This is a genomic window from Mycobacterium sp. IDUB_24 (genome assembly GCF_055419385.1).
The window spans coordinates 18,640-41,188 of the sequence record NZ_JBVAXO010000003.1 but is presented as its reverse complement, the minus strand read 5'-3'; the positions used below and the strand labels follow the sequence as shown (position 1 = coordinate 41,188).

Here is a 22,549-nt window from a genome sequence, read left to right as displayed (position 1 = left end):
GCGCCCGCCCCTTTTATAGGGTGCAGGGGTGACCATCGCCGGCGATCTCGACCGTGCCCGTCAGCTGGCGCTGGCCGCCGACGAGGTTGCGGCCCGCGATCTCCTGGTCTCGCTGCTGCCCCTGATCGAGCAGGCCGACCGCGACGACTATGCGTTCGAGGTGTTCGCACAGCTCGGCGAGATATTCCTGGTACGCACCGCGTATGAGGGTGTGGTGGAGAGCATTTCCCGCATCCGCGATTGTCTGGCGATCTACGAATCGATCCGGTCGGGACAACGGCCCGACCTCGCGGCGCAGGCCACCATGTCCGATTCCGAGATCGATCACATGATCTGCCGCTACACGCGCAGGGTGAAGTTCCTCGAAGCCGGACTGGCCGCCGCCCGCGGCGATCATGACGGCGCCGCAGCGCATCTGGCGACCCTGATCGAAATCGACGGGGACTTCGACGATTTGCGGTCCGAACATCGTAACCTGATCTGCCACACCAGGATTCTGATCGCGAGCAGCCTGTGCGACGACGACCTGTATGCCGCATCGGTGCCGGTGTGGGCCGAGGTGCTGGACGTCCTCGAGGACCGCACTGCGCCCGACACTGAGGATGCCGAGGCCGATCACCTTTTCGTCACCGGAGCGCTCGGCTACGGTCGGTTCTGCATCGAGTCCGGCCGTCTCGACGAGGCCGAGCCATGGTTGCGCCGGGCCGGAGCGCGTGCGCAGGCCCGGGGCTGGAAGCTCGACACCGCCCGCGCTCAGCTGGAGCGGGGGGCCGCGGCCTGGTCGGCCGGTCAGTACTCCGACACCCAGGACCTGGTGACCGAGGCCTACCCGGTGATCGCCGAGCATGCCCGCGCCCATGACGTATCCCGGAGCTGGCTCTACTTCGGGTTGATCCGGGTGGGTCTGGGCAGGTTGCGGGAGGCCGACGAATGCTGGGCGCACGCCGAGCGGCACTGGCGCGAAATCGAGCGGCCTCTGCATATTCACCGAATTCTGTTGCAACGGAGCTGGATAGCTCTGTTCCGCGGCGCCTTCGACGAGGCAATCGCGATGGTGGACGAGGCCAGGGGCCTGCTGGACGCCTCGCCCCGGCGCACCTGGTTGCAGTACGCGCGGCTGGATGCGCACCTCGGCAACATCTGGCGGGCCGACGCGCTGGCGGGGATGGGCTTCGACGGTCTGGGCAAACCGGGGCAGAGCTGGGAACAGGTCGAGGCTCGGCATGCCGCGGGGTCCGGCACGTTCAACTGCCGCCCGGGTAGCCGCAGGTACCGCCGCGGGATGGTCAAGCTCGACCGCGCCGCCGACCTGAAGGTCCCCGCGGCGCTCGCCGTTGATTCGGTGCGATACACGATCACCGACGCGGGGGCCAGGGCCCGATGGGCCCACAGCGTTGCGGCTCCCTTGATGGCGGGAGCGTTCGCGGTGGCCTGGGAATCGGACAATACCGAGCTGACCTGTGAGTTGATCGAATACCACAGCGCACGAGGAACTTTCAGTACGGACCGAGCGGATGAGCCGGGCCCGGCCGCCGAATGGGCCGAGACCGCCACGGCGGCCGTACCGGTCGAGGCCGAACTCGCACCGCAACTCGCCGTCGCGGCCGCCGCGGCACCAGTCGGCGGTGAAGGCGCACTGACCCGGCTCGGCCCGCTGCCCCCGCTGCGGATCGACCCGAGCTCGGGTCCGATATTGAGCCACTACCGGGAGCTCGCGCTGCAGCGGTATGGGTGCGATGTCACCGCGTCTGGTGCGGAATGGACGACGTGGCCGTGACCGACACTCTGGTACTCCGGTTCGCCGACGTCGGCATCGCGACCTACGTCAGCCTGCGCGTGGTGGGGCAGCCGCAACGCTCGATCACGTGGGTGATCGAGGAACCGCACATGGAGGCGGTGGAGGCGGTACTCAATCCGGCGCTGCCGGACCCGATCGGTACCGAAACGCCTGCCGAGGCAGTCGAACGGGCCGTGGTCACCGGCGCATTCGCCACCCCGGAGACCGAACTCGAGCTGGCCCGCCTGCTCGGTTCGCACCTCATCGGGATCGACGGCTGGCAACTGCTGGCCGATTGCGTCGCCGACGTCCGACCGGTGCTTTTCGTGACACCGAGCCCGCGGTTGGGCCGGGTGCCCTGGGGCCAGCTCGCGATGCCGGGTGCCGAGGGCTTCCGGCTGATGGAGCTGGTGGATGTACTGATGGCGGTGCCGCCCAACATCGTTCATGCGCCGCGCCGCGCCGCGCGTTGGACGGAACGCCTCGACTGTCCACCGGTGCTGGTATTGGATCCCCGCATTCCGGGACAGCGACCGGATTCGGCGCTGGGCTCGGTGCTGGGCCGCCCGTCACCACAGACGCCGTTGTCGGAACATTTCAGTGAGCTGGTGGCCGGCCACCCCGTGCTGCCGAAGGTCGACGCGGCCGTCGAGCTGTTCCGGCGTACCGATACCGACCGGGGGTGGTTGGCCGATGCCTGCGCACAGGACCCGAGCCGGCTGCTCTACGTCGGGCACGCCAGCGCCGCTGACGGAGCCGACGGGCACGCCGACCGCGCGGCGTTGCATCTGGCCGAGAGCCGGCCTCTGACCGCGGGGGAGATGATCGCGGCGCAGTTGCCCATCCCGCCCCGAGTGGCGTTGCTGGCGTGCGCCTCCGGTGGCGACTACCGGTTCGACGAGGCGGCCGGATTGGTCGCGGCGATGATCCTGGGTGGCGCGCAACTGGTGACCGCGACCCTGTGGTCGTTGCCGACCACGGCCGGATTCCGTCAATTCAGCCGGGCCGGCGCAGAGGCCGATCCGATGACGGACACCATCGTCGGGGTGGATCTGGCACATCGCGACGATGACGCGGGCCGGGCGGTGAACCGCTGGCAGCGGGCCATGATGCGCCGGTGGCGTGACGGCGACCTGACGGCCAGCCCACTGCACTGGGCCGCGGTGGCCACGTTCAGCGTCGACGGCGCCCGCTGAGTCAGGCCGGGGTCACACAGACCGCCACGACGCGTTCATTGCCCGGCCGGTAGTACGCGTCGATCACGTTGCCCGGTGAGACTTTTGCCAGCGCCGATGCCGGGATCAACGCCCGCTGACGTACCGGGAACTGGCCGCCGCCGCGCCTACTGACCATGAGGTCGAGTTCGACCTCGCGGTAGTCCTCGCGGATGGTCCCGGTGGCCCGCATTCCGGTGATGATTCCGCGCGACCGGGTGCCGGTGCGGATCAGCTCGAGCTGAACCCGCGTCATGAGCCCCTTGCGGACCAGCATGTGGTCGAATTCGGCGACCAATTCGCCGAGAGTGACGAGACGCTCGTCGGCCTCGTCGTCCCGGCAGACGCACCGTGCCCGGCGAGTGGCGGTCAGCGCGGCGCCGGCGCAGAACAGGCACAGGACGGTGAGCAGCACGACGTCGGTCATGTCCCCAAGGGTCCGGCCGACCGACCGCTACCGAACCCAACTTCGACGCCTCTATCCTGGTGCCGGTGAGCATCGGGTCCGAAACGTCTGGGGCGCGGGCCGACCCCGATTCGGCGGTGGGCGCCGCCCAGCCGCGCCGCGCGGTGATCGATCGGGCCTGGCGCGCCCTCGGCCCCGGCGTCGAGGTGTTCAGCGGCGACGACGGCGGGCCACTGCGCCGGACCGTCAAACGGATCATCGACCCGCTGGTGCTCAGGTTGCGCAGCAACACCCACTACTCGGCACCGGTGCTGGCTCCCGCGGTGGCTGCTGACCTGCACGCGCAGATGATCCGCAGTGGGCCACACCTGCGTGCCGCCGCTGCCTGGTTCACCGAGCTCAAACAGCAGCGCCGACGGCTGCGCATCACCGCCGGCAACGCCCAGGAGCTGTATTTCCCGGTGTGTTTCGAGCTTGCCGTTACCCGGGGTGCCCCGGCCTCAGACAAGACTGACGTTGCGACGGAGGTGCTGGCCGATCTCCATCAGGGCCGTGACCGTACCGCCATCGAGGCGCTCAACCAGCATGTGGCCGATCCGCATGTCGTCGACCGGTTGCGTCGCCAGCTCGACCGTAGCTGGCAGGACATCGTCGCCTCCGACGCGATCACCGGCCCGTTCTTCGCCGGACTGGCGACTGTGCTGGGCCCGGCCGACAGTCATCGTGCCGAGGCGGCCCGCCGGCGGGTGTGGTCGGCGCTGGTGGCCGACGCCACGCCGTACAACCTCGGCGCCGGGGTGCGGCACGAGGATGCCGGGCTGCCCTGGTCGGTTGTGGACATCGGACTGAGTTCAGTGTTGCCACAACAGCACCCGTCGATCATTGGCCCGGCCGAGGGTGATCGCCCGCTGGACCGCAGCGTGGTCGATCGGGTACGGGCGACATTGCGCCGGGCACTGGACCGGGACGAACTGCCGGACATCCCGCTGCTGTGTGCCGAGGAGGTGGACCGGTCCTGCGCTCCATGGGGGCTGCTCGCCGAGGACAAGCAGGCCGGCCTGGTGGCCGGCATCGAGGTGGCCACCGACCTGCGTCCGCTCGACGCCGACGCCGCGGGCCGCTACCAGCTGTCGGCGCGCATACAGGCCCGGCTGGCCAAGGAAGCGTATGTGCTGCATGCCCGCCGCTACGTGGTGGCCGGTGCCCCGGTGCACCCGCGCCAACGGCAGGTCATCGATGATCTCGGTGCGTTCTGCCGCCCCTATCTGAGCCGGCTGTGGGCGCGGTTGCACGGCCGGGATGTCTGGCAAGAGTCCTGCGCGGACGTCGACGACCTGCGGTCGCTGCTGGAGGGCGTGGCCAGGTCGGTCAGTCTGGATCACCGGCAGCGGATCAAGGCGATGCTGGAAGTGCAGGTGGCAGAGTGAAATTGGGTGCAGACGGCGGGCTGTGGAGTAGCGGCCCGGTGGCCGACGATCTGCCTCTGGTCGCGGTACTCGAGGTCAGCGGCGCGGTCCTGTCATGGGTCGTGGACGGGGGCGCAGACGAACCACCTTCCATCACGTTCACCGATCCGGAGCGTGCGGACTGGCTCTGGCGAGTGCTCGGCGAGTCGGGCCACGTCGCCCTCCTGGACGCACTGCGCCACCGGGAGCCCGGACAATCGCTCGAGCTGACCGGGGTCGAGGTGCTGCCGGGAACGATGGAAACGTTGCAGCGGTTGGCGATCGGGCACTGGTTGCGGCGGTGGTGGCCGGCCAGCGACCGGGACGGCATCGCGGCACTGGAGCGTCCGGTACTCGATGCCGAACTGGCGCTGTCGACGGTGGCCGCCGAGGATTTCTTCACTGACGACACCCTGGATTCCGACGTCGCAGGTCTGTTGGCGCCACACCTGAGTGCCTTGAATTCACTTGCTGCATCCGGTGATCCGAGGATTGCGGCAATGGTCGAGGAATGCCGCGAGCTCGCCGGTGAGATCGGGCTGAACTGGCCGGACACGCTCGCAGCGGAACCACAGCGGGACGACTACGCGCTCGCGGCCGGCAGCGGCGACAGTGGGAAGACGGCAGGGCTGATCGCACGCGGAACCGGCACCGTCGCGTGGTCGGCCGTGCCGCCCGGAGTGTTCGACGCTGCCGAGAACACCCTCGAGTGGTCGGTGCTCGGGGACGGTGCGGGGGTCACAGCGGTGGTGCGGGTGGCGCTTTCGGGGCCGGACTCACCGCTGGGTATCGAGGTGGGACTACGCGGTAACGGTTGCGGCGCTTCCGGTTTCCTCGATGCCACGGGTCGTGCGGTGCTGGAGTTGCACGATTCGGACGGGCGGCGTCTCACCGAAACCCACGCCTGGAACCTGGATTGGGCAGACGCCGCGGTCCGGGTGGGCGCCGAGGACGCCCCCGAGTCCGCGGAGGCGCGGGAGCGGGTGCGAGCGTTCGCGCGCACACGGATGGCCGCGGGTGCCTTCCTCGCCGAGGTCCGCGCAGTTGAATCCGACTACTGAGCGCTACTTGGCGGCCGTCTGGATGAACGCCGCCGAGGGCGACGCCTGCGGCAGTCCGGTCGCGGGTGCCTGCGGTGTACCGATCGCACTGGCCAGCCAGGGCAGGGCCGCCGAGAATGCATGGCTGGCGAACGGCCAGTCGTGGGTGCCCTGGTGGGTCACCACGGCGCAGGCGATGCCGTGTTTCGAACCGAGTGCGCACAGGGAGTTGGCGGCCTTGGCCTGATCGTTGGCGTGGGCTGCGGGCTTGCCCGGCGTGGAGGTGTCGTTGACGTCGAACCAACCGGTCATCTGGTCGTACGGCCCGTGCCGGTTGATCACCGTGCTCGGATCGAAGGCGTCCCACGCGGCGGCATTGCCGCCGAACAGTCGGTCGATGGTCTGCGCCTTGGTCCCCGAGTTCGGGCCGATGTCACCGGCGATGTCGACGAACGCACTGAACAGTTCGGGGTGCATGACCGCCAGGTCCACCGCGCACGTGCCGCCCATGGACCAGCCGACGATGCCCCAACCCGAGGCCGCCGGCTTGACGCCGTAGTGGCTGTTCATATATGGGACAACGTCTTTGGTGAGATGGTCGGCGGAGTTCCCGCGCTTGCCATTGACGCATTCGGTGTCGTTGTTGAAGGTGCCGCCCGGGTCGACGAACGCCAGCACCGGCGCATAGCCGTGGTGGGCGGCGGCGAAATCGTCCATCGTCTTGATCACGTTGCCGGCCCGCATCCAGTCGGCCGGGGTGTTGAACTCACCGCCGATCATCATCACGGTCGGCAACTGAGGAGCGGGATTGGAAGCGAACCACGCCGGCGGCAGGTACACATACTCACCGCGATGCCGGAAACCCGAAGCGGTGTTGGGGATTTCGACCGGGACCACACTGCCCTTGGCGGGCATGGCGCCCTTGCGCTGCATGGCGACCACCGTGACCTGGTCGGTCTGGTCGGGCAGGGGACCGGCGGTCAACTGGTTCCATGCGGTCTGCACCCACGGGAAGTAACCGACCCACAGGTTCAGCGCCAGTGCCGTGCACAGCAGCGTCAGCGGCACTGCCATGACAGCGGTACCGCGCCGCCACCACCGGCTGCCGCGCCAGCCCGCGGCCAGGATCACCACCGCCGCGCCCGTCAGCGCGATCCACACCCACAGGGACCGCGGCGCCGGATTGCCCGCCAGACCCTCGGACTCGATGTACCAGTTTGTGCCCGCGACGAGAATGCCGCCCACGGCCGCGGCGAACGGCAGCCAGATGAGCGCCCAGCGGCGGGTACGCCACCCGATTGCGGCGATCAACACCACGGCGGTGATGACTTGGATGCTGGTCGGAACCCAGCCGTGCATCAAGGACAGGTGGTGAGTGAAGGTCACGGCAACATCGTCGCCGCCCAATCTTGGGATCGGCTGTGAGGTGGCTGCTAACGAGGTTTGGCCAGGGGAAACGGGAGTGTTTCGCGGATGCTACGGCCAGTTATCAACATGACCACACGGTCCACACCCATACCGAGACCGCCCGTCGGCGGCATGGCGTACTCCATGGCCTGCAGGAAATCCTCGTCGAGTTCCATCGCCTCGGGGTCACCGCCCGCGGCCAGCAACGATTGCTCCTGCAACCGGCGGCGCTGTTCGACGGGGTCGGTGAGCTCGCTGTAGGCGGTGCCCAGTTCGACGCCCCAAGCCACCAGATCCCAGCGTTCGGCAACCCCTGGGATGCTGCGGTGCGGCCGGGTCAGCGGGGACACCGAGGTCGGGAAGTCCTTGTAGAACGTGGGTTCTTCGGTGCGGTCCTCGACGAGGTGCTCGTACATCTCCAGCACCACGGCCCCGGCGTCCCAATGAGTCAGGTAGGGGATGTGCGCCGCGTCGCAGAGCCGGCGCAGCACGGCCAGGTCGGTCTCGACGGTGACGTGCTCGCCGAGGGCTTCCGACACCGCGTCGTGCACGGTCTTGACCGCCCACCGGCCGGAGATGTCGACCGGCTCGAGGACCCCGTCGGCACGGGGCCGCTGGAAGACCTGGGCTCCGTTGGCGGCTGCCGCGGCGTTCTGGATCAGCTCGCGGCAGCCGTCGATCCACACGTTGTAGTCGGCGTGGGCCTGGTAGGCCTCCAGCAGGGTGAACTCCGGGTTGTGGCTGAAGTCCACGCCCTCGTTGCGGAACGCGCGGCCCAGCTCGAAGACCCGCTCGACGCCGCCGACGCACAACCGCTTGAGGTAGAGCTCGGGCGCGATCCGCAGATACAGGTCCAGGTCGTAGGCGTTGATGTGGGTCAGGAACGGCCGGGCGTTGGCACCGCCGTGGATCTGTTGCAGGATCGGGGTCTCGACCTCCAGGAAACCCTTGGCGTACAACGTCTCCCGGATGGCATGCAGTGCGCCGCTACGGGCCCGGATCAGGTCTCGTGCCTCAGTGTTGACCGCGAGGTCCACGTAGCGGGCCCGGACCCGGGCCTCCTGGTCGGTCAGGCCCTTCCACTTGTCCGGCAGCGGGCGCAGGCATTTGCCGATCAACCGCCAACTGTCGACCAGGAGCGAGTGGGTGCCGTTGCGGCTGCGGCCCATCGCACCGCTGACCTCGATCAGATCACCCAGGTCGATCGTGGCGGTGAAGTCGGCGGTCGTGGCCCCGCTGAGCCCCTCGTTGTCGAGCAGTAACTGAACTTCTCCTGACCAGTCGCGCAGCTGGGCGAACAGCACGCCGCCGTAGTCCCGGACCCGCAGGATCCGGCCGGCCACGATCACGTCGTCGCCGTCGGCGGCCTCCAGTGCGGCCGCAATGGTGTGGCTCGGGGCCTGGCCCACCGGATAGGCGTCCACGCCGCCGGCCTGCAACTGCCGCAGCTTGGCCATCCGGACCCGCACCTGCTCGGGTAGCCGTTGCCGCTCGTCGCCGTCGGGATCCGTCGGCATTCCGGAGAAGTCCGGTGCGCTGCCGTCGTGGTGGAGGCGGCCCGAACCCACCAACTCCGCCGGGGCCGCGACGTGCTCGCCGGTGTGCTGCTTGTTTCGCCGGGAGAACGGCAGCACCAGGAAACCTTCGGCGATCACCGAGGCCACCCCGACTCGCGGGATCAACCGCGCGTCCTCGTAGCAGGCGTACCGGGGAACCCACTGAGGCTGGTACTTCATGTTCGAGCGGTACAGCGTCTCCAACTGCCACCACCGGGAGAAGAACACCAACAGGGCGCGCCACAGTCGGGCCACCGGACCGGCGCCCAGCTGTGCACCCTGCTGGAATGCCGACCGGAACATTGCGAAGTTCAATGAAATACGGCTGACCCCAATGCCTTCGGACTGCATGCACAGTTCGCTGACCATCAGCTCGATGGTGCCGTTGGGGGATTGCGGGGAGCGGCGCATGACGTCGAGCGAGACACCGTTGGCTCCCCACGGCACCAGCGACAGCAACGCGACCACCTCGGGTTCTGAGTTTTCTGGTTCGCCGGCCTTGTGCTGCACCGCCTCGACGAGCAGGCAGTCACCGTCGGCCGGGTCGCCGAGCCGGCCCAGCGCCATCGAGAAGCCGCGTTCGGTCTCGGTGTCCCGCCAGGCGTCGGCACGCTTGATCACCTCGGCCATCTCGGCCTGATCCAGTTCACGGTGGCGCCGCATGCGCACCGAGGTGCCGGCGCGCCGGGCCCGGGTGACCGCCTGTCGCACCGCGCGCATATCGGGGCCGGACAGCCGGAAGCTGTCCGGATACAGGATGGCCTCGTCACCGAGTTGCAGCGCGTTGAGCCCGGCCACCCGGAACGCCTCGGCTGCCGTCGAACTGGCGCCCATGACACCGGGCGCCCAGCCGTAGGTCTGGCACAGCTGCAGCCAGGCGGCGATCGCCTGCGGCCAGGCCTTCGGATCACCGACCGGATCGCCGCCGGCCAGACACACCCCGACTTCCACGCGATAGGCGATCGCGGCCCGGCCGTTGGGGGCGAACACCACCGATTTGTCCCGGCGGGTGGCGAAGTACCCGAGCGAATCGTTCTTGCCGTAGGTCTCCAACAGCCCGCGGATCGCTGACTCGTCTTCGCCGGTCAGTGCATTGGAGGCGCGTTGGGACTGGAACAGCACGACCGCGGCCGCCATCAGTGCCAGCGCGCCGAACAAGCCGAAGATCGCGTTGAGGAAGGTGTGCGAATAGCCCTCGAAAACCTCGGGCGGGACGGTCGCGAATCCGCTGACCCGGTTGACCGCGTACAGCAGCCGCCATTCCGGGGGCAGGGTGCCGGGGAACAGTTCCAGCAGCGTCCACGCGGCCAGGATTCCGATCGCCATGCCCGCGACCAGGACCACGGCGGATTTGAGCAGGGCACCGCGGCGCACCTTGGCCCAGAACTGGTTACGGGCCAAGACCAGCGCGGCGATCGCGGCCACGTGGAACACCACACCGATGACCTCGCCTACATCGTCGGCGACAGGATCTCCACCGGCGGCGAGGTCACCGAGGTTCCAGCCGATGGCGCCCACCATGTAGAGCACCAGGATCCACCAGGCGATCCGCTTGCGGGCGGCCAGCGCCGCGGCCAGCAACGCCAGCACGAACGCCCACGCGAAGCTGGTGTCGGGAAAGTTGAAGATGTAGTCGTTGACGAACTCTCGGGGCACCTGGATCAACCAGCGCACTGCCGGTGACACGCTGGCGATCAGCGACAGGGTGGCGATCACCCCGACGATCCAGCCGGCTGCTGCGGGAACCCAGGAGAATCTCGACGCGGGCTGGACCCCGGTGCCGTTGCCGCGGCTGATGACGGTCATACGCCCGGAGAATAGGCGCTCAACCCGTCAATTGGGTTGAGCCCGCGCACAGACACCGGGGGGACCGGCTACCAGACCGGGCCGGTGTACTTCTCGCCTGGGCCTTTTCCCGGTTCTTCGGGTGCCGCGCTGGCTTCGCGGAACGCCAGCTGCAGGCTCTTGAGGCCGTCGCGCACCGGGCCCGCGTGGGGTCCCAGGTATTCGGCCGAGGCGGTGACGAGCCCGGCGAGTGCAGTGATCAGCCGGCGGGCCTCGTCGAGATCGCGGTGCGGGCTATCCTCGGGGTCCTCGGCCGACAGCCCGATCTTCTCGGCTGCGGCGCTCATCAACATGACCGCCGCCCGGGTGATCACTTCGACCGCGGGAATGTCGGCCAGCTCCCGTAGCTGCGGTGTCGCTTCGTCGGGCGTTTCGGTCGGATCCGTCATAGCTGCTAGACTTTCATGCGCGACCGTCCCGGCTTATGTCAGGGACAGCAAGTGGAGTCCCACTCCCACCGTTGGCCACACTGGTACAACGGTCCGGTCGCCGGTGTCCTCGGACGCCGGTTCTGTGCTCCACCTTTGGAGCTGCAGGCGGCGGAAGCCGTGATCGGTCGGCATTGGGCCCTGCTTTTCAGCAGGGCTTTTCTGTTCTACAGGGCAGAAGTGCGGATGGGCGGGTCTCCTCAGCAGACCCAACATAGGAGGCCCCATCAGCACTGAGACCCGCATCAACGAGCGCATCCGCGTACCTGAAGTCCGCCTGATCGGACCGAACGGCGAGCAGGTAGGGATCGTGCGCATCGAAGATGCTCTCCGCGTCGCCGCGGATGCCGATCTCGACCTCGTCGAAGTTGCACCAGCCGCTAAACCCCCGGTCTGCAAGATCATGGATTACGGCAAGTTCAAGTACGAGACGGCACTCAAGGAGCGCGAGTCTCGCAAGAACCAGCAGCAGACCGTCGTCAAGGAACAGAAGCTGCGTCCCAAGATCGACGATCACGACTACGAGACGAAGAAGGGCCATGTGGTCCGCTTCCTCGAAGCCGGGTCCAAGGTCAAGGTGACGATCATGTTCCGTGGTCGTGAGCAGTCCCGCCCCGAACTCGGGTACCGGTTGCTGCAGCGGCTCGGCGCCGATGTCGCCGATTACGGCTTCGTCGAGACGTCAGCCAAGCAGGACGGCCGCAACATGACGATGGTGCTGGCACCGCACCGCGGCGCGAAGACTCGCGCCAAGGCGGCAGAGCAGGCCGAGCGCCCCGGCGGGCAGCAGGCTGCACCAGCCGCATCAGAAGAACCAGACGTCACGCAGAACTAGTTTTCAACACAGAACTGAGGATTCATGCCCAAGGCGAAGACCCACAGCGGAGCATCCAAGCGCTTCCGCAAGACCGGGACCGGCAAGATCGTGCGCCAGAAGGCCGGCCGGCGCCACCTGCTGGAGCACAAGGCCACCAAGCGCACCCGTCGGCTCGACGGCCGCACCGTGGTGGCAGCCAACGACACCAAGCGTGTCAACAAGTTGCTCAACGGCTAGACCTGCCGCTCCCCGTACCGAACGAGAATAGGAACATCCCATGGCACGCGTGAAGCGCGCACTCAACGCCCAGAAGAAGCGGCGTACCGTACTCAAGGCCTCGAAGGGCTACCGCGGCCAGCGGTCGCGCCTCTACCGCAAGGCCAAGGAACAGCAGCTGCATTCGCTGAACTACGCCTACCGCGACCGTCGCGCCCGCAAGGGTGAGTTCCGCAAGCTGTGGATCTCGCGTATCAACGCCGCGGCCCGCGCCAACGACATCACCTACAACCGCCTGATCCAGGGGCTGAAGGCTGCCGGTGTCGAGGTAGACCGCAAGAACCTGGCCGAGATTGCCGTCAGTGACGCCGCCGCGTTCACCGCGCTGGTCGAGGTCGCCAAGGCCGCGCTCCCCGAAGATGTCAATGCGCCCTCCGGAGAGGCCGCCTGACGCTTACCGAGCGTTCTGCCCGGGTGGCTGCTGCGGTCAAACTGCAGCGCCACGTCGGGCGCCGCCGCGCCGCACGCTTCCTTGCCGAGGGGTCCAACCTCGTCGAGGCAGCGTTGCGGCGCGGACTTGTTTCCGAGGTGTTCGCGACTGAAGAAGCTGCGCACCGCTTCCGATCCGTGCTCGGCGACGCACCCGTGGAGTTGGTCACCGAGCGCGCGGCAAAAGCGTTGTCCGACACCGTGACCCCGGTCGGCCTGGTTGCAGTGTGCCGGCTGCCGGAGGTCTCCCTTGCTGACGTTCTGGCCGCTGCGCCCCGGTTGATCGCGGTGCCCGTGCGGATCTCGGAGCCGGGCAACGCCGGTACGTTGATCCGCACTGCCGACGCGATGGGGGCCGATGCCGTCGTGCTGGCCGGCCACAGCGTCGACCCGTACAACAGCAAGTGCCTGCGGGCGTCGGCCGGCAGCATCTTCTCGCTGCCGGTGATCGACGAGCCCGATGAAGCGGCAACCGTTGCGCGGCTGCAGGCCGCAGGGTTGCAGGTGCTGGCCACCACGGTCGACGGCGAGGTCAGCCTCGACGACCTCGATGCCGGCGGCGACCTGGCGCAGCCCACGGCTTGGCTGTTCGGCCCCGAAGCCCACGGCCTGCCAACCGAATTGGCCGCGGCTGCCGACCATCGCGTGCACATACCCATGCCCGGTCACTCCGAGAGCCTCAACATCGCCTCGGCAGCCTCTATCTGTCTGTATCAGAGCGCCCGCGCCCACCGCAGTGCTAGTGATTGAGCATGTGCCAATACTGCGGATGCCGGGACATGCCACTGCTGCGGGATTACATCGCCGAGCACGAGCGCGCAGTCGACCACGGCCGGGAAGCGGTGCGCGCACTGGACCGCGGTGAGCTGGAGGTGGCCCGCCGGCGGCTGGGGGAGATGTTCGAGGAGCTGCGCTCGCACTGGCAGGGCGAGGAGAACGGGCTGTTCGCGGTGATGCACGGCGATGAGCTCTACGCCGAGCACATCGATCCGTTGGTCGCCGAACACCGCGAGCTGGCCGCGTTCCTCGAGGTCGTCGACCTGGCCGATCCCGAGCACCAGGCTCGGGTGCGCAACGAGATCGAAGAGCTCTACCTGCACATCGCCAAAGAAGAGGACGGCTTGTTTCCGGCCGCGCTCACCGCGCTCGACGGACCCGACTGGGACGCCGCGATGGCCGGGTGGCGCGAGGCACACCCGGGTCGCGAAATGATCCAGGGGCAGGGCTAACTGAGCAGTCCTCGTGCCACGTGGGTGATCTGAACCTCGTTGCTGCCGGCATAGATCATCAACGACTTGGCGTCGCGGGCCAACTGCTCCACCCGGTACTCGGTCATGTACCCGTTGCCGCCGAACAGCTGCACGGCCTCCATCGCGACATCTGTCGCGGCCTGCGAGCAGTACCACTTGATGGCCGATGCCTCGGCGAGGGAGATCGGGGAGCCCTTCTCAGCGGATTCGATGACGCGGAACAGCATGTTGCGCACGTTCATCCGGGCCACTTCCATGTTGGCCAGTTTGAGCTGGATCAGCTGGAACTGGCTGATCTCCTGACCCCACAGGGTGCGGGTCTTGGCGTAGTCGACGCTCAACCGCAGGCATTCCTCGATCACGCCCAGTGCCATCGCGGCCACCCCGATGCGTTCGGCCGAGAAGTTCGACCGCGCGCTTGCCCGGCCCTCGTCGGTGCCATCCTCGGAGCCTTCGGTCTCGCCGAGCAGCCGGTCACGTCCCAGCCGGACGTTGTTGAAGAACAGCTCGCCGGTGCGCGAGGAGTGAATGCCCATCTTGCGGAACGGCTTCGACTGCACGAAGCCTTCCATGCCGCGGTCGAGGACGAAGGTCAGTACCTTGCGGTTGCGCTTGTCCGACCCGTCTCGTTCATCCAGCTTGGCGTAGACGACGACGACGTCGGCGTCGGGCCCGTTGGTGATGAAGGTCTTCTGGCCGTTGAGGATGTAATCGTCCCCATCGCGGGTGACATAGGACTTCATACCGCCGAAGGCGTCTGAGCCTGAATCGGGTTCGGTGATCGCCCAGGCGCCGATCTTCTCGTAGGTCACGAGGCCGGGGAGCCAGCGCTCCTGCTGGGCCAGCGTGCCGCGGCTCTGGATGGTCGACACGGTCAAGCCGAGGCTGACCCCGAGCCCGGTGACCAGGCCCATCGATACCCGGCACAGTTCGCTGATCAGGACGAATCCCATGCCCGGGGACCCGCTGCCACCGAACATTCCGCCCCGCGCGCCGGACGGCTTCGCGTCACCGCTGCGCAGCTTCTCCAGCCGTTTGTCCAGCGATTCCTTGGACATCGCGTCAATACCGAACGTGGCGAACAGCTTTCGCACGATCGGGTAGGGCTCCATATCGCCGCTCTCGAGCTCGTCGAGGTGCGGGCGGATCTCCTTGTCCACGAACTCACGAACCGCGTCGCGCACGGCGATGTCTACATCAGACCAATCCAGCATCCCGACAGCTTAGACAGGTGTCAAAAGTCAGGCCGCGGGGCGGCGGGCAGGGCGCCGCAGCGCCGGTAGTGAGAACGTGGTGTGCACCAGGGCGCCGGCCCGGTCGAGCAGGGTCTTGTTGCGCGGCAGGTAATGCATCGGCAGGCCCCTGCGGTCGCGGGGCGGCGCCATGAAGCCCGGCGCTTCCACCAGGGGACCGTCCGACGGTAGCTTCCCGGCCGCGCGGCGGTAGGCCGACAGGGCGCGTGGGTGCAGCCTGATCTCGTCGGGCACCGCGACGAACGCCAACTCGACCATCTTGCCGAAGATCCGCAGCAGCACCTCGTCGCCGGGCGTCCAGCGCATCCCGGCCTTCTCCCGCACCGCCGGATCGAACAATCCGGCGGCGATCCAGCGCTGCGCTCCGACAAGTGGTTTGAAAAGTTGGTCCCAGACCGGTGTCGGCATCAGCACGAACCACGGCTTGGGGATCCGGATGGTGAAGATGTCGAGGGTGGCCCGGTTGATCTCGAGCTCGTCGCGGCACTTGGCGTCCCAGTACTCCTGGAACTCCTCCCAGCTGTTGGGGACCGGCCGCATGCTCATGCCGTACATCCGGTACCACTGCACGTGTTCGTCGAAGAGCTGCTGTTTCTCGGCTTCGGTGAGGCCGCCGCAGAAATACTCCGCGGTCTTGATGATCAACATGAAGAACGTCGCGTGCGCCCAGTAGAACGTCTCAGGGTTCAGTGCGTGGTAGCGCCGCCCTTGGTTGTCGACGCCCTTGATGGTGGTGTGGAACCCCTTGATCTGCGCGCCGGTGTCGGGCGCGCGGTCCCCGTCGTAGACCACTCCCATGATGGGGTACACCGACCGGGCCACCCGCTGTAGCGGTTCGCGCAGCAGGATCGAATGCTCCTCGACGCCGGCGCCGAGTTCCGGATACATGTTCTGGATCGCGCCGATCCAGACGCCCAGCATCCCGGTGCGCAGGTCGCCGAAGTACTTCCAGGTCAGCGAATCCGGGCCCAGTGGATCGTGTTCGCTGCCGGTGGTGGCTCGTGTGGTCATTGGTCCTCGTTGACTCGTCATGACGTGGATCACAGCTGTGGCCAACGATAGTAGTGACAACGTACGTTGTCTACGTTGACGCGGCGCGTCGCGGCGCACTGTTATTCGGCGGCTACCGTGGCGCCACGGCGCTGTGACCAGCCCGGTTCGCCGGCGTAGGGGAAATGTGGGCAAACCAGCTCGTAGCGCGATTGCCGCCCGGTCCGCGGGCCACTTACTCTTGCGCTGTGGATGGCGAGCCGTTCGATGACCCGTCCGGCGGAGTCGGAGATATCGAGCAGGCGCCCCAACAGCGTCCGGCGCAGAGACCCGGATTGCCGGGCCCGTTCGGGTGGCTGCAGAGCGCCAACCGCAGCCCCGCCGTCGTCGACCTGGTCCGGCGGGTACGTCGGTCGTTGCCCGGGGATCCGGATTTCGGCGACCGCCTGTCGGCCTCGGGCGAGGGCGGACCCCGCGCGGCCGCACGGGTAGCCGATCGCCTGCTCGACCGTGACGCCGCCTCGCGCGAGGTGAGCCTGGGCGCATTGCAGGTATGGCAGGCGCTCACCGAACGTGTCTCGGGGACTCCCGCCAATCCCGAAGTGACGCTGGTGTTCACCGATCTGGTGGGTTTCTCGTCGTGGTCGCTGCGTTCAGGGGATGACGCCACACTGCGATTGCTGCGCCGCGTCGCGCAAGTGATCGAGCCGCCCGTGCTGGAAGCCGGCGGTCACATCGTCAAACGCATGGGCGACGGCATGATGGCGGTGTTCTCCGACCCGGGTACCGCCCTGCGCGCGATGCTTGTTGCGCTCGACGGGGTGAAGGGCATCGACATGGACGGTTACGCGCCGCGCATGCGGGTCGGGATCCACACGGGGCGCCCGCAGCGCATCGGATCGGACTGGCTCGGCGTGGACGTCAACGTCACCGCCCGGGTGATGGAACGGGCCAACAGCGGCGGCCTCGTGGTGTCCCACACCGCGCTGGAGGGCATCTCCGAGGAGGAGTTGGCGGAAATCGGCGTCACCGTGAAACGTCAACGTCGACAGATGTTCTCGAACAAGCCCGAAGGTGTGCCCGACGACCTGCTGATGTACCGGGTGAAAACCTCCGGGCAACCGCCCGCTCAGTGACCGCCGGACAGGTCCGACCGAACCAAAACCGCAGCGTCAGGGCCAGATGCCGATCACATATGATCAGCACTTGCGTCACACCGGTGCCGCAGACATCAAGGAGGCTGTCGCCGAGTGGGTGACGAAAAGGATTTGTCCGCCGCCGCGCTCGATGACGCGGTGAAAGCGGCCCGGCACGCATTCGATCAAGCCGGCGACCTGGACGCGCTCGCACGCGCCAAGACCGAGCACCTCGGTGACCGTGCCCCGATCGCTCTGGCCCGGCAGTCGTTGGCGACGCTGCCGAAGGCAGACCGCGCCGACGCCGGCAAACGCGTCAACGTCGCCCGGGGTGAGGCTCAGCGCGCGTACGACGAGCGGTTGGCCGCGCTGCGGGCCGAGCGCGACGCCGCGGTGCTGGTCGCCGAACGCATCGATGTGACGTTGCCCTCGACGCGCCAGCCGGTGGGAGCCCGGCACCCGATCACGATCCTGGCCGAGAACGTCGCCGACACCTTTGTGGCGATGGGGTGGGAACTGGCCGAGGGGCCCGAGGTCGAGACCGAGCAGTTCAACTTCGACGCACTGAACTTCCCGCCGGATCACCCGGCCCGTAGTGAGCAGGACACCTTCCAGATCGCCCCTCAGGCTTCCCCCGTCGCTTCGCTCGCCCCTGAAGGCTCGCGACAGGTGCTGCGGACGCACACATCACCCGTGCAGATCCGGGCACTGCTGGAGCGCGAGCTTCCGGTCTACATCATCTCGATCGGCCGGACCTTCCGGACCGATGAACTGGATTCCACCCACACACCGGTGTTCCACCAGGTGGAGGGGCTGGCCGTGGACAAGGGCCTGACCATGGCTCACCTGCGCGGCACGTTGGACGCGTTCGCGCGGGCCCAGTTCGGGCCCGAGGGGCGCACCCGGTTCCGGCCACACTTCTTCCCGTTCACCGAGCCTTCGGCCGAGGTGGACATCTGGTTCCCCGGTAAGAAGGGGGGCCCCGGCTGGGTCGAGTGGGGCGGCTGCGGGATGGTCAACCCAAACGTGTTGCGCGCCTGCGGTATCGACCCCGACGTTTACTCCGGATTTGCCTTCGGCATGGGATTGGAGCGAACCCTGCAGTTCCGCAACGGAATTCCCGACATGCGTGACATGGTCGAGGGCGATGTCCGCTTCTCGCTGCCGTTCGGGGTCGGTGCCTGATGCGGATTCCTTTCAGCTGGTTGCGTGAGGCAGTGCGCGCCGGTGCCCCCGATTGGGACGCATCGGCCGAGGAGCTTGAGCAGACGTTCATCCGAATCGGCCACGAGGTCGAGGAGATCATCCCGATCGGCCCCGTCAGTGGTCCGCTGACCATCGGCCGCGTCGCCGAGATCGAGGAACTCACCGAGTTCAAGAAGCCGATCCGGGCCTGCAAGGTGGACGTCGGTATCCAGAATGTGGACGGCGAGCCACACGACATCGTTTGCGGCGCGACGAATTTCGCCGTGGGCGACCTGGTGGTGGTAGCCCTGCCGGGAACCGTCCTGCCCGGGGACTTCACCATCGCCACACGCAAGACCTACGGCCGAGTTTCCGACGGCATGATCTGCTCGGCATCGGAGATGAACCTGGGTGTCGATCAGGCGGGCATCCTGGTGCTGCCCGAGGGCACCGCCGCACCCGGTACCCCGGCCGCCGAGGTCCTGGGTCTGGACGACGTGGTGTTCCATCTGGCGATCACGCCGGACCGCGGCTACTGCCTATCGGTGCGCGGCCTGGCCCGCGAGATCGCCTGTGCGCACGATCTGAACTTCGTCGACCTCGCCGACGTGCCGCCGCTGCCCGCCGAGGGGGAGGCCTGGCCACTGACCGTCGAGCCCGGAACCGGGGTGCAGCGCTTCGGTTTACGCCCGGTCACCGGCATCGACCCGGCAGCGGTGTCGCCGTGGTGGCTGCAGCGGAGGTTGATGCTCAGCGGCATCCGGGCGATCTCGCCCGCCGTGGACGTCACCAACTACGTCATGCTCGAACTCGGTCATCCGATGCATGCTCACGACAGCAGTCTCATCACCGGCGGTTTCTCGGTGCGCTTCGCCCGTGACGGTGAAAAGGTCGTCACCCTCGACGATGTCGAGCGGACTTTGAACTCGGCCGACGTGCTGATCGTCGACGACGTCGCGACCGCGGCGATCGGCGGAGTGATGGGTGCGGGCACCACCGAGGTGCGTGGTACCACCACCGATGTGCTGCTGGAGGCGGCGGTGTGGGATCCGGCTGCGGTGTCGCGCACCCAGCGTCGCCTGCACCTGGCCAGCGAGGCCGGCCGTCGCTACGAGCGCTCGGTCGACCCCGCCATTTCCGTTGCGGCCCTGGACCGTTGCGCGACCCTGCTGGCCGAGATCGCCGGCGGTGCCGTGGAGCCGAAGCTCACGGACTGGCGCGTGGACGGACGCACCGACTGGTCGCAACCGGCCGTCGAGATCCCGGCCGACCTGCCCGACCGGACTGCGGGCGTCGAATATGCCGCAGGCACCACGGCGCGCCGGCTGACCCAGATCGGCGCCTCGGTCGTTGAAGCCGCGGGTTCCGACGTCCTCACCGTCACCCCGCCCAGCTGGCGGCCCGACATGCGTCAGCGTGCCGACCTGGTCGAGGAGGTGCTGCGGCTGGAGGGGCTGGAGTCCATCCCGTCGGTGCTGCCGACCGCGCCGGCCGGGCGTGGTCTGACCGCGGGTCAGAAGCGGCACCGGGCGATCGGGAAGTCGTTGGCGCTGGCCGGTTTCGTCGAGGTCCTGCCGTCGCCGTTCCTGCCTGCCGGGGTGTTCGACGCGTGGGGCCTTGCTGCCGACGATCCGCGGCGCAACGCCACGAAGGTGCTCAATCCGCTGGAGGCCGACCGGCCGCAGCTGGCCACCACGTTGCTGCCGGGCCTCCTTGAGGCGTTGGGCCGCAACGTCTCCCGCGGTGCCGCCGATGTCGCGCTGTTCGCGATTCAGCAGGTGGTGCATCCCACCGAGCAGACCCGGTCCGTCGAGCGGATCCCGAACGACCGCAGGCCCACCGATGAGGAGATCGCCGGGCTGGACGCCTCGCTGCCGCGCCAGCCGCAACACGTCGCGGCGGTGCTGACCGGGCTGCGTGAACCTGCCGGCCCGTGGGGCCCCGGACGTCCGGTGGAAGCCGCTGACGCGTTCGAGGCGGTACGGGTGATCGGCCGGGCGGCCGGGGTGGAGTTCACCCTGCGCGCCGCGCAGGAGCTGCCGTGGCATCCGGGCCGCTGTGCCGAGGTACTCGTCGGTGACACCTCCGTCGGCTATGCGGGACAGCTGCATCCAGCGGTCGTCGAGCGCACCGGCCTGCCCAAGGGGACCTGCGCTGTCGAACTGGACCTCGATGCCGTACCGATCGTCGAAGCGTTGCCGGCGCCGTCGGTATCGCCCTTCCCGGCGGTATTCCAGGACATCAGCGTGGTGGTGGACGCTGAGGTCGCGTCGGCTGCAGTTGTTGATGCCGTCCGCGACGGGGCCGGCGAGCTGCTGGAGGACGTCAGGCTGTTCGACGTCTACACCGGACCGCAGATCGGGGAGGGGCGCAAGTCGCTGACCCTGGCGCTGCGGTTCCGGGCTGCCGATCGCACCCTCACCGAGGACGAGGCCAGCGCCGCCCGTGACGCCGCGGTGGCCGTGGCCGGTGAGCGGGTCGGAGCCGTGCTGCGCGGCTGATCTCTCCTCACGGGCGTAATGAGGGGACCCCGGCGCCGCGCAGGTGGGGAAGCGCGGCCGCCTCGCGTCCGGTGGCGAGCAGGAGCAGCGCCGACACCGGTCCCTCGATGAGCGGACCTTCGCCGGCTGCCCAGGCGGTATCGACCGCGCGTAACTGGTACGGGGCGAGCTTCGTCGCCGCATGGAACGGAAACCGCGGGTGCCAGATGTGTTCGAGCGCCAGCTGTGCCGCCTCGACGGGCATTTCGTGACGAAGGCCCAGGGGAACCGCGATGTCTTGTCCGTGTACCAGCAGATCCATCAGCCGATCGGTCGGCGTGGTGCCGACTGCGGTGAATCGGGCCCCGATGGTGCCCCGGATTTCGCCGAGCAGCTCGCGGTCACCGGTTCTCGCGGCGTGGCGGACGGCGGTATCGCACACCATGCGGTCGAGATTGCCGCGTGCGCGCATCAGATTGACCAGAATTCGACCGACATGGGCATGGGTCGAGAGCGCCACGTGGGCCACGACGTCTCGGACCTGCCAGCTGTCACACAGGCTGGCGTGGCGCCATTGCGATGCGTTGAGCTGTTCGAGTAATTGCAGCAGGCTGCGTCTTTCGGTGTCGACGGCGTGCCAGACGTCCTCGGTGTTCATGCGGATTACGCTAGAAACTCCAGTCAGGGGGAGGTTCAAGAGATTGTGACGCACAGCACAACTATCGGTGAGCTGTCACGGCTCACCGATGTGCCGGTGCGGACCATTCGGTACTACTGCGACGAAGGTCTGCTGGCGCCTCGACGCAGTTCCGGCGGACACCGGGTATTCGATGCCACCGCAGTCGAGTCGTTGCGGCTAGTCCGTCGGCTCCGAGCGGTCGGTCTCGGCCTGAGCGCCATCGGCGGCATTCTGGCGGGCCGGACGTCGATCGGTGAGGCCGTGGCGGCCGAACAACGAGCCATCGAGGCGGAGTTGACCGGTCTGAAGGGTCGCCTGGCAGCGTTGGAGGGACTGGTCACCGCCCAGGAGGGGCGTCGCGGGCACGATGTTCTCGTCGGGTTCTGGCGGCGGTTGTTCGCGGGGGCGACGTCGATGACGATGTTCGACGAGTTCGTCGAGATGACGGTGCCGCAACCGCCCGGCGAGGCGAGCGCGGCCCGCGTCGTCGCGTACGCAGAACTTGTTGCGCTCGCCCGTCGTCACCGGTGTCGCCGAGGCGTGTGACATGGCTCTGCTGCTCGTCTGCGCCGCCGGGCGGAGTTCGGAACGGTCATGGCCAAGCAGCTGTGGCGGGTTCGAGCCGGCGGGCATCAGCGATCGTGGTGGCCTCGGTCAGCCACCTTCGGACGGACCTGCCGTCGACCGATTCGTCGATGCGCACGCCCGGGCCCGCCGGGTTTCCGACACGCCGCGCTTTCGGCGGATGCTCACCGCAAATGCCGGCGCCGACACCGATCCGGACGTCCGCCGGTACTGGAGCCTGTTCAGTGAAATCGCGGGGGAGGCCACTACTGTGGGATCCACTCAGCGCTGGCTCTACGACGCGCTCTGCATCGCCGCCGCTTAGCCGGTTAATGAGTTTGCATCTGCATGCATAACAATGCAGAATTGCCG

The 22,549-nt window shown here is 67.9% G+C and carries 21 protein-coding genes; 14 read left to right on the top strand and 7 right to left on the bottom strand.

The features are described 5' to 3' along the window. Positions 1-28 precede the first annotated feature (28 nt). Together ACZYZF_RS12690 and ACZYZF_RS12685 are read left to right on the top strand one after the other, a co-directional pair. Positions 29-1,777, top strand: a complete 1,749-nt coding sequence (locus ACZYZF_RS12690) for an ATP-binding protein (protein WP_463835909.1) — start codon at positions 29-31, stop codon at positions 1,775-1,777. Further along, positions 1,759-2,973, top strand: a complete 1,215-nt coding sequence (locus tag ACZYZF_RS12685) for a CHAT domain-containing protein (RefSeq protein WP_463835907.1) — start codon at positions 1,759-1,761, stop codon at positions 2,971-2,973. The genes ACZYZF_RS12690 and ACZYZF_RS12685 overlap by 19 nt, the downstream gene beginning before the upstream one ends. Before the next feature lies 1 nt (position 2,974). Here ACZYZF_RS12685 and ACZYZF_RS12680 read toward each other — a convergent pair whose 3' ends face one another. Next, positions 2,975-3,418, bottom strand: coding sequence for a hypothetical protein (locus ACZYZF_RS12680; protein ID WP_463835906.1), 444 nt, complete (start codon positions 3,416-3,418; stop codon positions 2,975-2,977). Between the two features lie 65 nt (positions 3,419-3,483). Between ACZYZF_RS12680 and ACZYZF_RS12675 the strand changes: the two genes are divergently transcribed. Both ACZYZF_RS12675 and ACZYZF_RS12670 read left to right on the top strand, forming a co-directional pair. Then, positions 3,484-4,824, top strand: coding sequence for a hypothetical protein (locus tag ACZYZF_RS12675; protein WP_463835905.1), 1,341 nt, complete (start codon positions 3,484-3,486; stop codon positions 4,822-4,824). Further along, the gene (locus tag ACZYZF_RS12670) at positions 4,821-5,903 is read left to right on the top strand and encodes a hypothetical protein (protein ID WP_463835903.1); all 1,083 of its coding nucleotides are present in this window, start codon (positions 4,821-4,823) and stop codon (positions 5,901-5,903) included. The genes ACZYZF_RS12675 and ACZYZF_RS12670 overlap by 4 nt, the downstream gene beginning before the upstream one ends. A 3-nt stretch (positions 5,904-5,906) precedes the next feature. Here ACZYZF_RS12670 and ACZYZF_RS12665 read toward each other — a convergent pair whose 3' ends face one another. From ACZYZF_RS12665 to ACZYZF_RS12655, 3 genes are all read right to left on the bottom strand, one after another. Then, complete coding sequence (locus tag ACZYZF_RS12665; protein ID WP_463746878.1) at positions 5,907-7,268, bottom strand: alpha/beta hydrolase; 1,362 nt, start codon at positions 7,266-7,268, stop codon at positions 5,907-5,909. Positions 7,269-7,315: 47 nt separating this feature from the next. Then, positions 7,316-10,651 (bottom strand): bifunctional lysylphosphatidylglycerol synthetase/lysine--tRNA ligase LysX, encoded by a 3,336-nt coding sequence (gene lysX, locus ACZYZF_RS12660; RefSeq protein WP_463746879.1) that lies wholly within the window; start codon positions 10,649-10,651, stop codon positions 7,316-7,318. 68 nt (positions 10,652-10,719) lie between these two features. Beyond that, positions 10,720-11,079 carry a DUF1844 domain-containing protein gene (locus ACZYZF_RS12655; RefSeq protein WP_463746880.1) on the bottom strand — a complete coding sequence of 120 codons (360 nt, stop codon included), beginning with the start codon at positions 11,077-11,079 and terminating at the stop codon, positions 10,720-10,722. A gap of 265 nt (positions 11,080-11,344) precedes the next feature. On the opposite strand from ACZYZF_RS12655, the gene infC reads away from it, so the two are divergent. Genes infC through ACZYZF_RS12630 form a run of 5 tightly spaced genes read left to right on the top strand, consistent with a single transcriptional unit; the run spans position 11,345 to position 13,869 of the window. Then, entirely contained in the window at positions 11,345-11,953 is a 609-nt protein-coding gene (infC, locus tag ACZYZF_RS12650; RefSeq protein ID WP_463746930.1) for a translation initiation factor IF-3, read from the top strand. Positions 11,954-11,977: 24 nt separating this feature from the next. Then, positions 11,978-12,172: a 50S ribosomal protein L35 gene (gene rpmI, locus ACZYZF_RS12645; RefSeq protein WP_036449598.1), complete on the top strand. Its 195-nt coding sequence runs from the start codon at positions 11,978-11,980 to the stop codon at positions 12,170-12,172. Positions 12,173-12,212: 40 nt separating this feature from the next. Further along, the gene (rplT, locus tag ACZYZF_RS12640; protein ID WP_454790577.1) at positions 12,213-12,602 is read left to right on the top strand and encodes a 50S ribosomal protein L20; all 390 of its coding nucleotides are present in this window, start codon (positions 12,213-12,215) and stop codon (positions 12,600-12,602) included. A gap of 23 nt (positions 12,603-12,625) precedes the next feature. Further along, a complete protein-coding gene (locus ACZYZF_RS12635; protein WP_463835902.1) occupies positions 12,626-13,390 on the top strand; it encodes a TrmH family RNA methyltransferase in 765 nt (254 codons plus the stop codon). 29 nt (positions 13,391-13,419) lie between these two features. Next, entirely contained in the window at positions 13,420-13,869 is a 450-nt protein-coding gene (locus ACZYZF_RS12630) for a hemerythrin domain-containing protein (protein ID WP_463835901.1), read from the top strand. On the opposite strand, the gene ACZYZF_RS12625 is transcribed toward ACZYZF_RS12630, so the two are convergent. Then, positions 13,866-15,104: an acyl-CoA dehydrogenase family protein gene (locus ACZYZF_RS12625; RefSeq protein ID WP_463746883.1), complete on the bottom strand. Its 1,239-nt coding sequence runs from the start codon at positions 15,102-15,104 to the stop codon at positions 13,866-13,868. The two genes, ACZYZF_RS12630 and ACZYZF_RS12625, sit on opposite strands and share 4 nt — an antisense overlap. Positions 15,105-15,131: 27 nt before the next feature. Then, positions 15,132-16,154 carry an oxygenase MpaB family protein gene (locus ACZYZF_RS12620; protein ID WP_463835900.1) on the bottom strand — a complete coding sequence of 341 codons (1,023 nt, stop codon included), beginning with the start codon at positions 16,152-16,154 and terminating at the stop codon, positions 15,132-15,134. Positions 16,155-16,381: 227 nt separating this feature from the next. Between ACZYZF_RS12620 and ACZYZF_RS12615 the strand changes: the two genes are divergently transcribed. From ACZYZF_RS12615 to pheT, 3 genes are all read left to right on the top strand, one after another. Continuing rightward, the gene (locus ACZYZF_RS12615) at positions 16,382-17,269 is read left to right on the top strand and encodes an adenylate/guanylate cyclase domain-containing protein (RefSeq protein WP_463835899.1); all 888 of its coding nucleotides are present in this window, start codon (positions 16,382-16,384) and stop codon (positions 17,267-17,269) included. Between the two features lie 114 nt (positions 17,270-17,383). Next, on the top strand, positions 17,384-18,454 hold the full coding sequence (pheS, locus tag ACZYZF_RS12610) for a phenylalanine--tRNA ligase subunit alpha (RefSeq protein ID WP_463835898.1): 1,071 nt from the start codon (positions 17,384-17,386) through the stop codon (positions 18,452-18,454). Continuing rightward, complete coding sequence (pheT, locus tag ACZYZF_RS12605; RefSeq protein WP_463835897.1) at positions 18,454-20,955, top strand: phenylalanine--tRNA ligase subunit beta; 2,502 nt, start codon at positions 18,454-18,456, stop codon at positions 20,953-20,955. Before pheS ends, pheT begins: the two co-directional genes overlap by 1 nt. A 7-nt stretch (positions 20,956-20,962) precedes the next feature. On the opposite strand, the gene ACZYZF_RS12600 is transcribed toward pheT, so the two are convergent. After that, complete coding sequence (locus ACZYZF_RS12600; protein ID WP_463835896.1) at positions 20,963-21,592, bottom strand: maleylpyruvate isomerase family mycothiol-dependent enzyme; 630 nt, start codon at positions 21,590-21,592, stop codon at positions 20,963-20,965. Between the two features lie 45 nt (positions 21,593-21,637). Here ACZYZF_RS12600 and ACZYZF_RS12595 point away from each other — a divergent pair, with 45 nt between their 5' ends. Next, positions 21,638-22,159: a MerR family transcriptional regulator gene (locus ACZYZF_RS12595; protein WP_463835895.1), complete on the top strand. Its 522-nt coding sequence runs from the start codon at positions 21,638-21,640 to the stop codon at positions 22,157-22,159. Next, on the top strand, positions 22,119-22,502 hold the full coding sequence (locus ACZYZF_RS12590; protein ID WP_463836178.1) for a hypothetical protein: 384 nt from the start codon (positions 22,119-22,121) through the stop codon (positions 22,500-22,502). The genes ACZYZF_RS12595 and ACZYZF_RS12590 overlap by 41 nt, the downstream gene beginning before the upstream one ends. Positions 22,503-22,549 lie beyond the last annotated feature (47 nt).

Coding starts and splice junctions, on each gene's coding strand:
- ACZYZF_RS12625 (WP_463746883.1), bottom strand. CDS start 15,104: ATGCTGGATTGGTCTGATGTAGACATCGCCGTGCGCGACGCGGTTCGT.
- rplT (WP_454790577.1), top strand. CDS start 12,213: ATGGCACGCGTGAAGCGCGCACTCAACGCCCAGAAGAAGCGGCGTACC.
- ACZYZF_RS12685 (WP_463835907.1), top strand. CDS start 1,759: ATGGACGACGTGGCCGTGACCGACACTCTGGTACTCCGGTTCGCCGAC.
- ACZYZF_RS12600 (WP_463835896.1), bottom strand. CDS start 21,592: ATGAACACCGAGGACGTCTGGCACGCCGTCGACACCGAAAGACGCAGC.
- ACZYZF_RS12655 (WP_463746880.1), bottom strand. CDS start 11,079: ATGACGGATCCGACCGAAACGCCCGACGAAGCGACACCGCAGCTACGG.
- rpmI (WP_036449598.1), top strand. CDS start 11,978: ATGCCCAAGGCGAAGACCCACAGCGGAGCATCCAAGCGCTTCCGCAAG.
- ACZYZF_RS12630 (WP_463835901.1), top strand. CDS start 13,420: ATGCCACTGCTGCGGGATTACATCGCCGAGCACGAGCGCGCAGTCGAC.
- pheT (WP_463835897.1), top strand. CDS start 18,454: ATGCGGATTCCTTTCAGCTGGTTGCGTGAGGCAGTGCGCGCCGGTGCC.
- ACZYZF_RS12680 (WP_463835906.1), bottom strand. CDS start 3,418: ATGACCGACGTCGTGCTGCTCACCGTCCTGTGCCTGTTCTGCGCCGGC.
- ACZYZF_RS12620 (WP_463835900.1), bottom strand. CDS start 16,154: ATGACCACACGAGCCACCACCGGCAGCGAACACGATCCACTGGGCCCG.
- lysX (WP_463746879.1), bottom strand. CDS start 10,651: ATGACCGTCATCAGCCGCGGCAACGGCACCGGGGTCCAGCCCGCGTCG.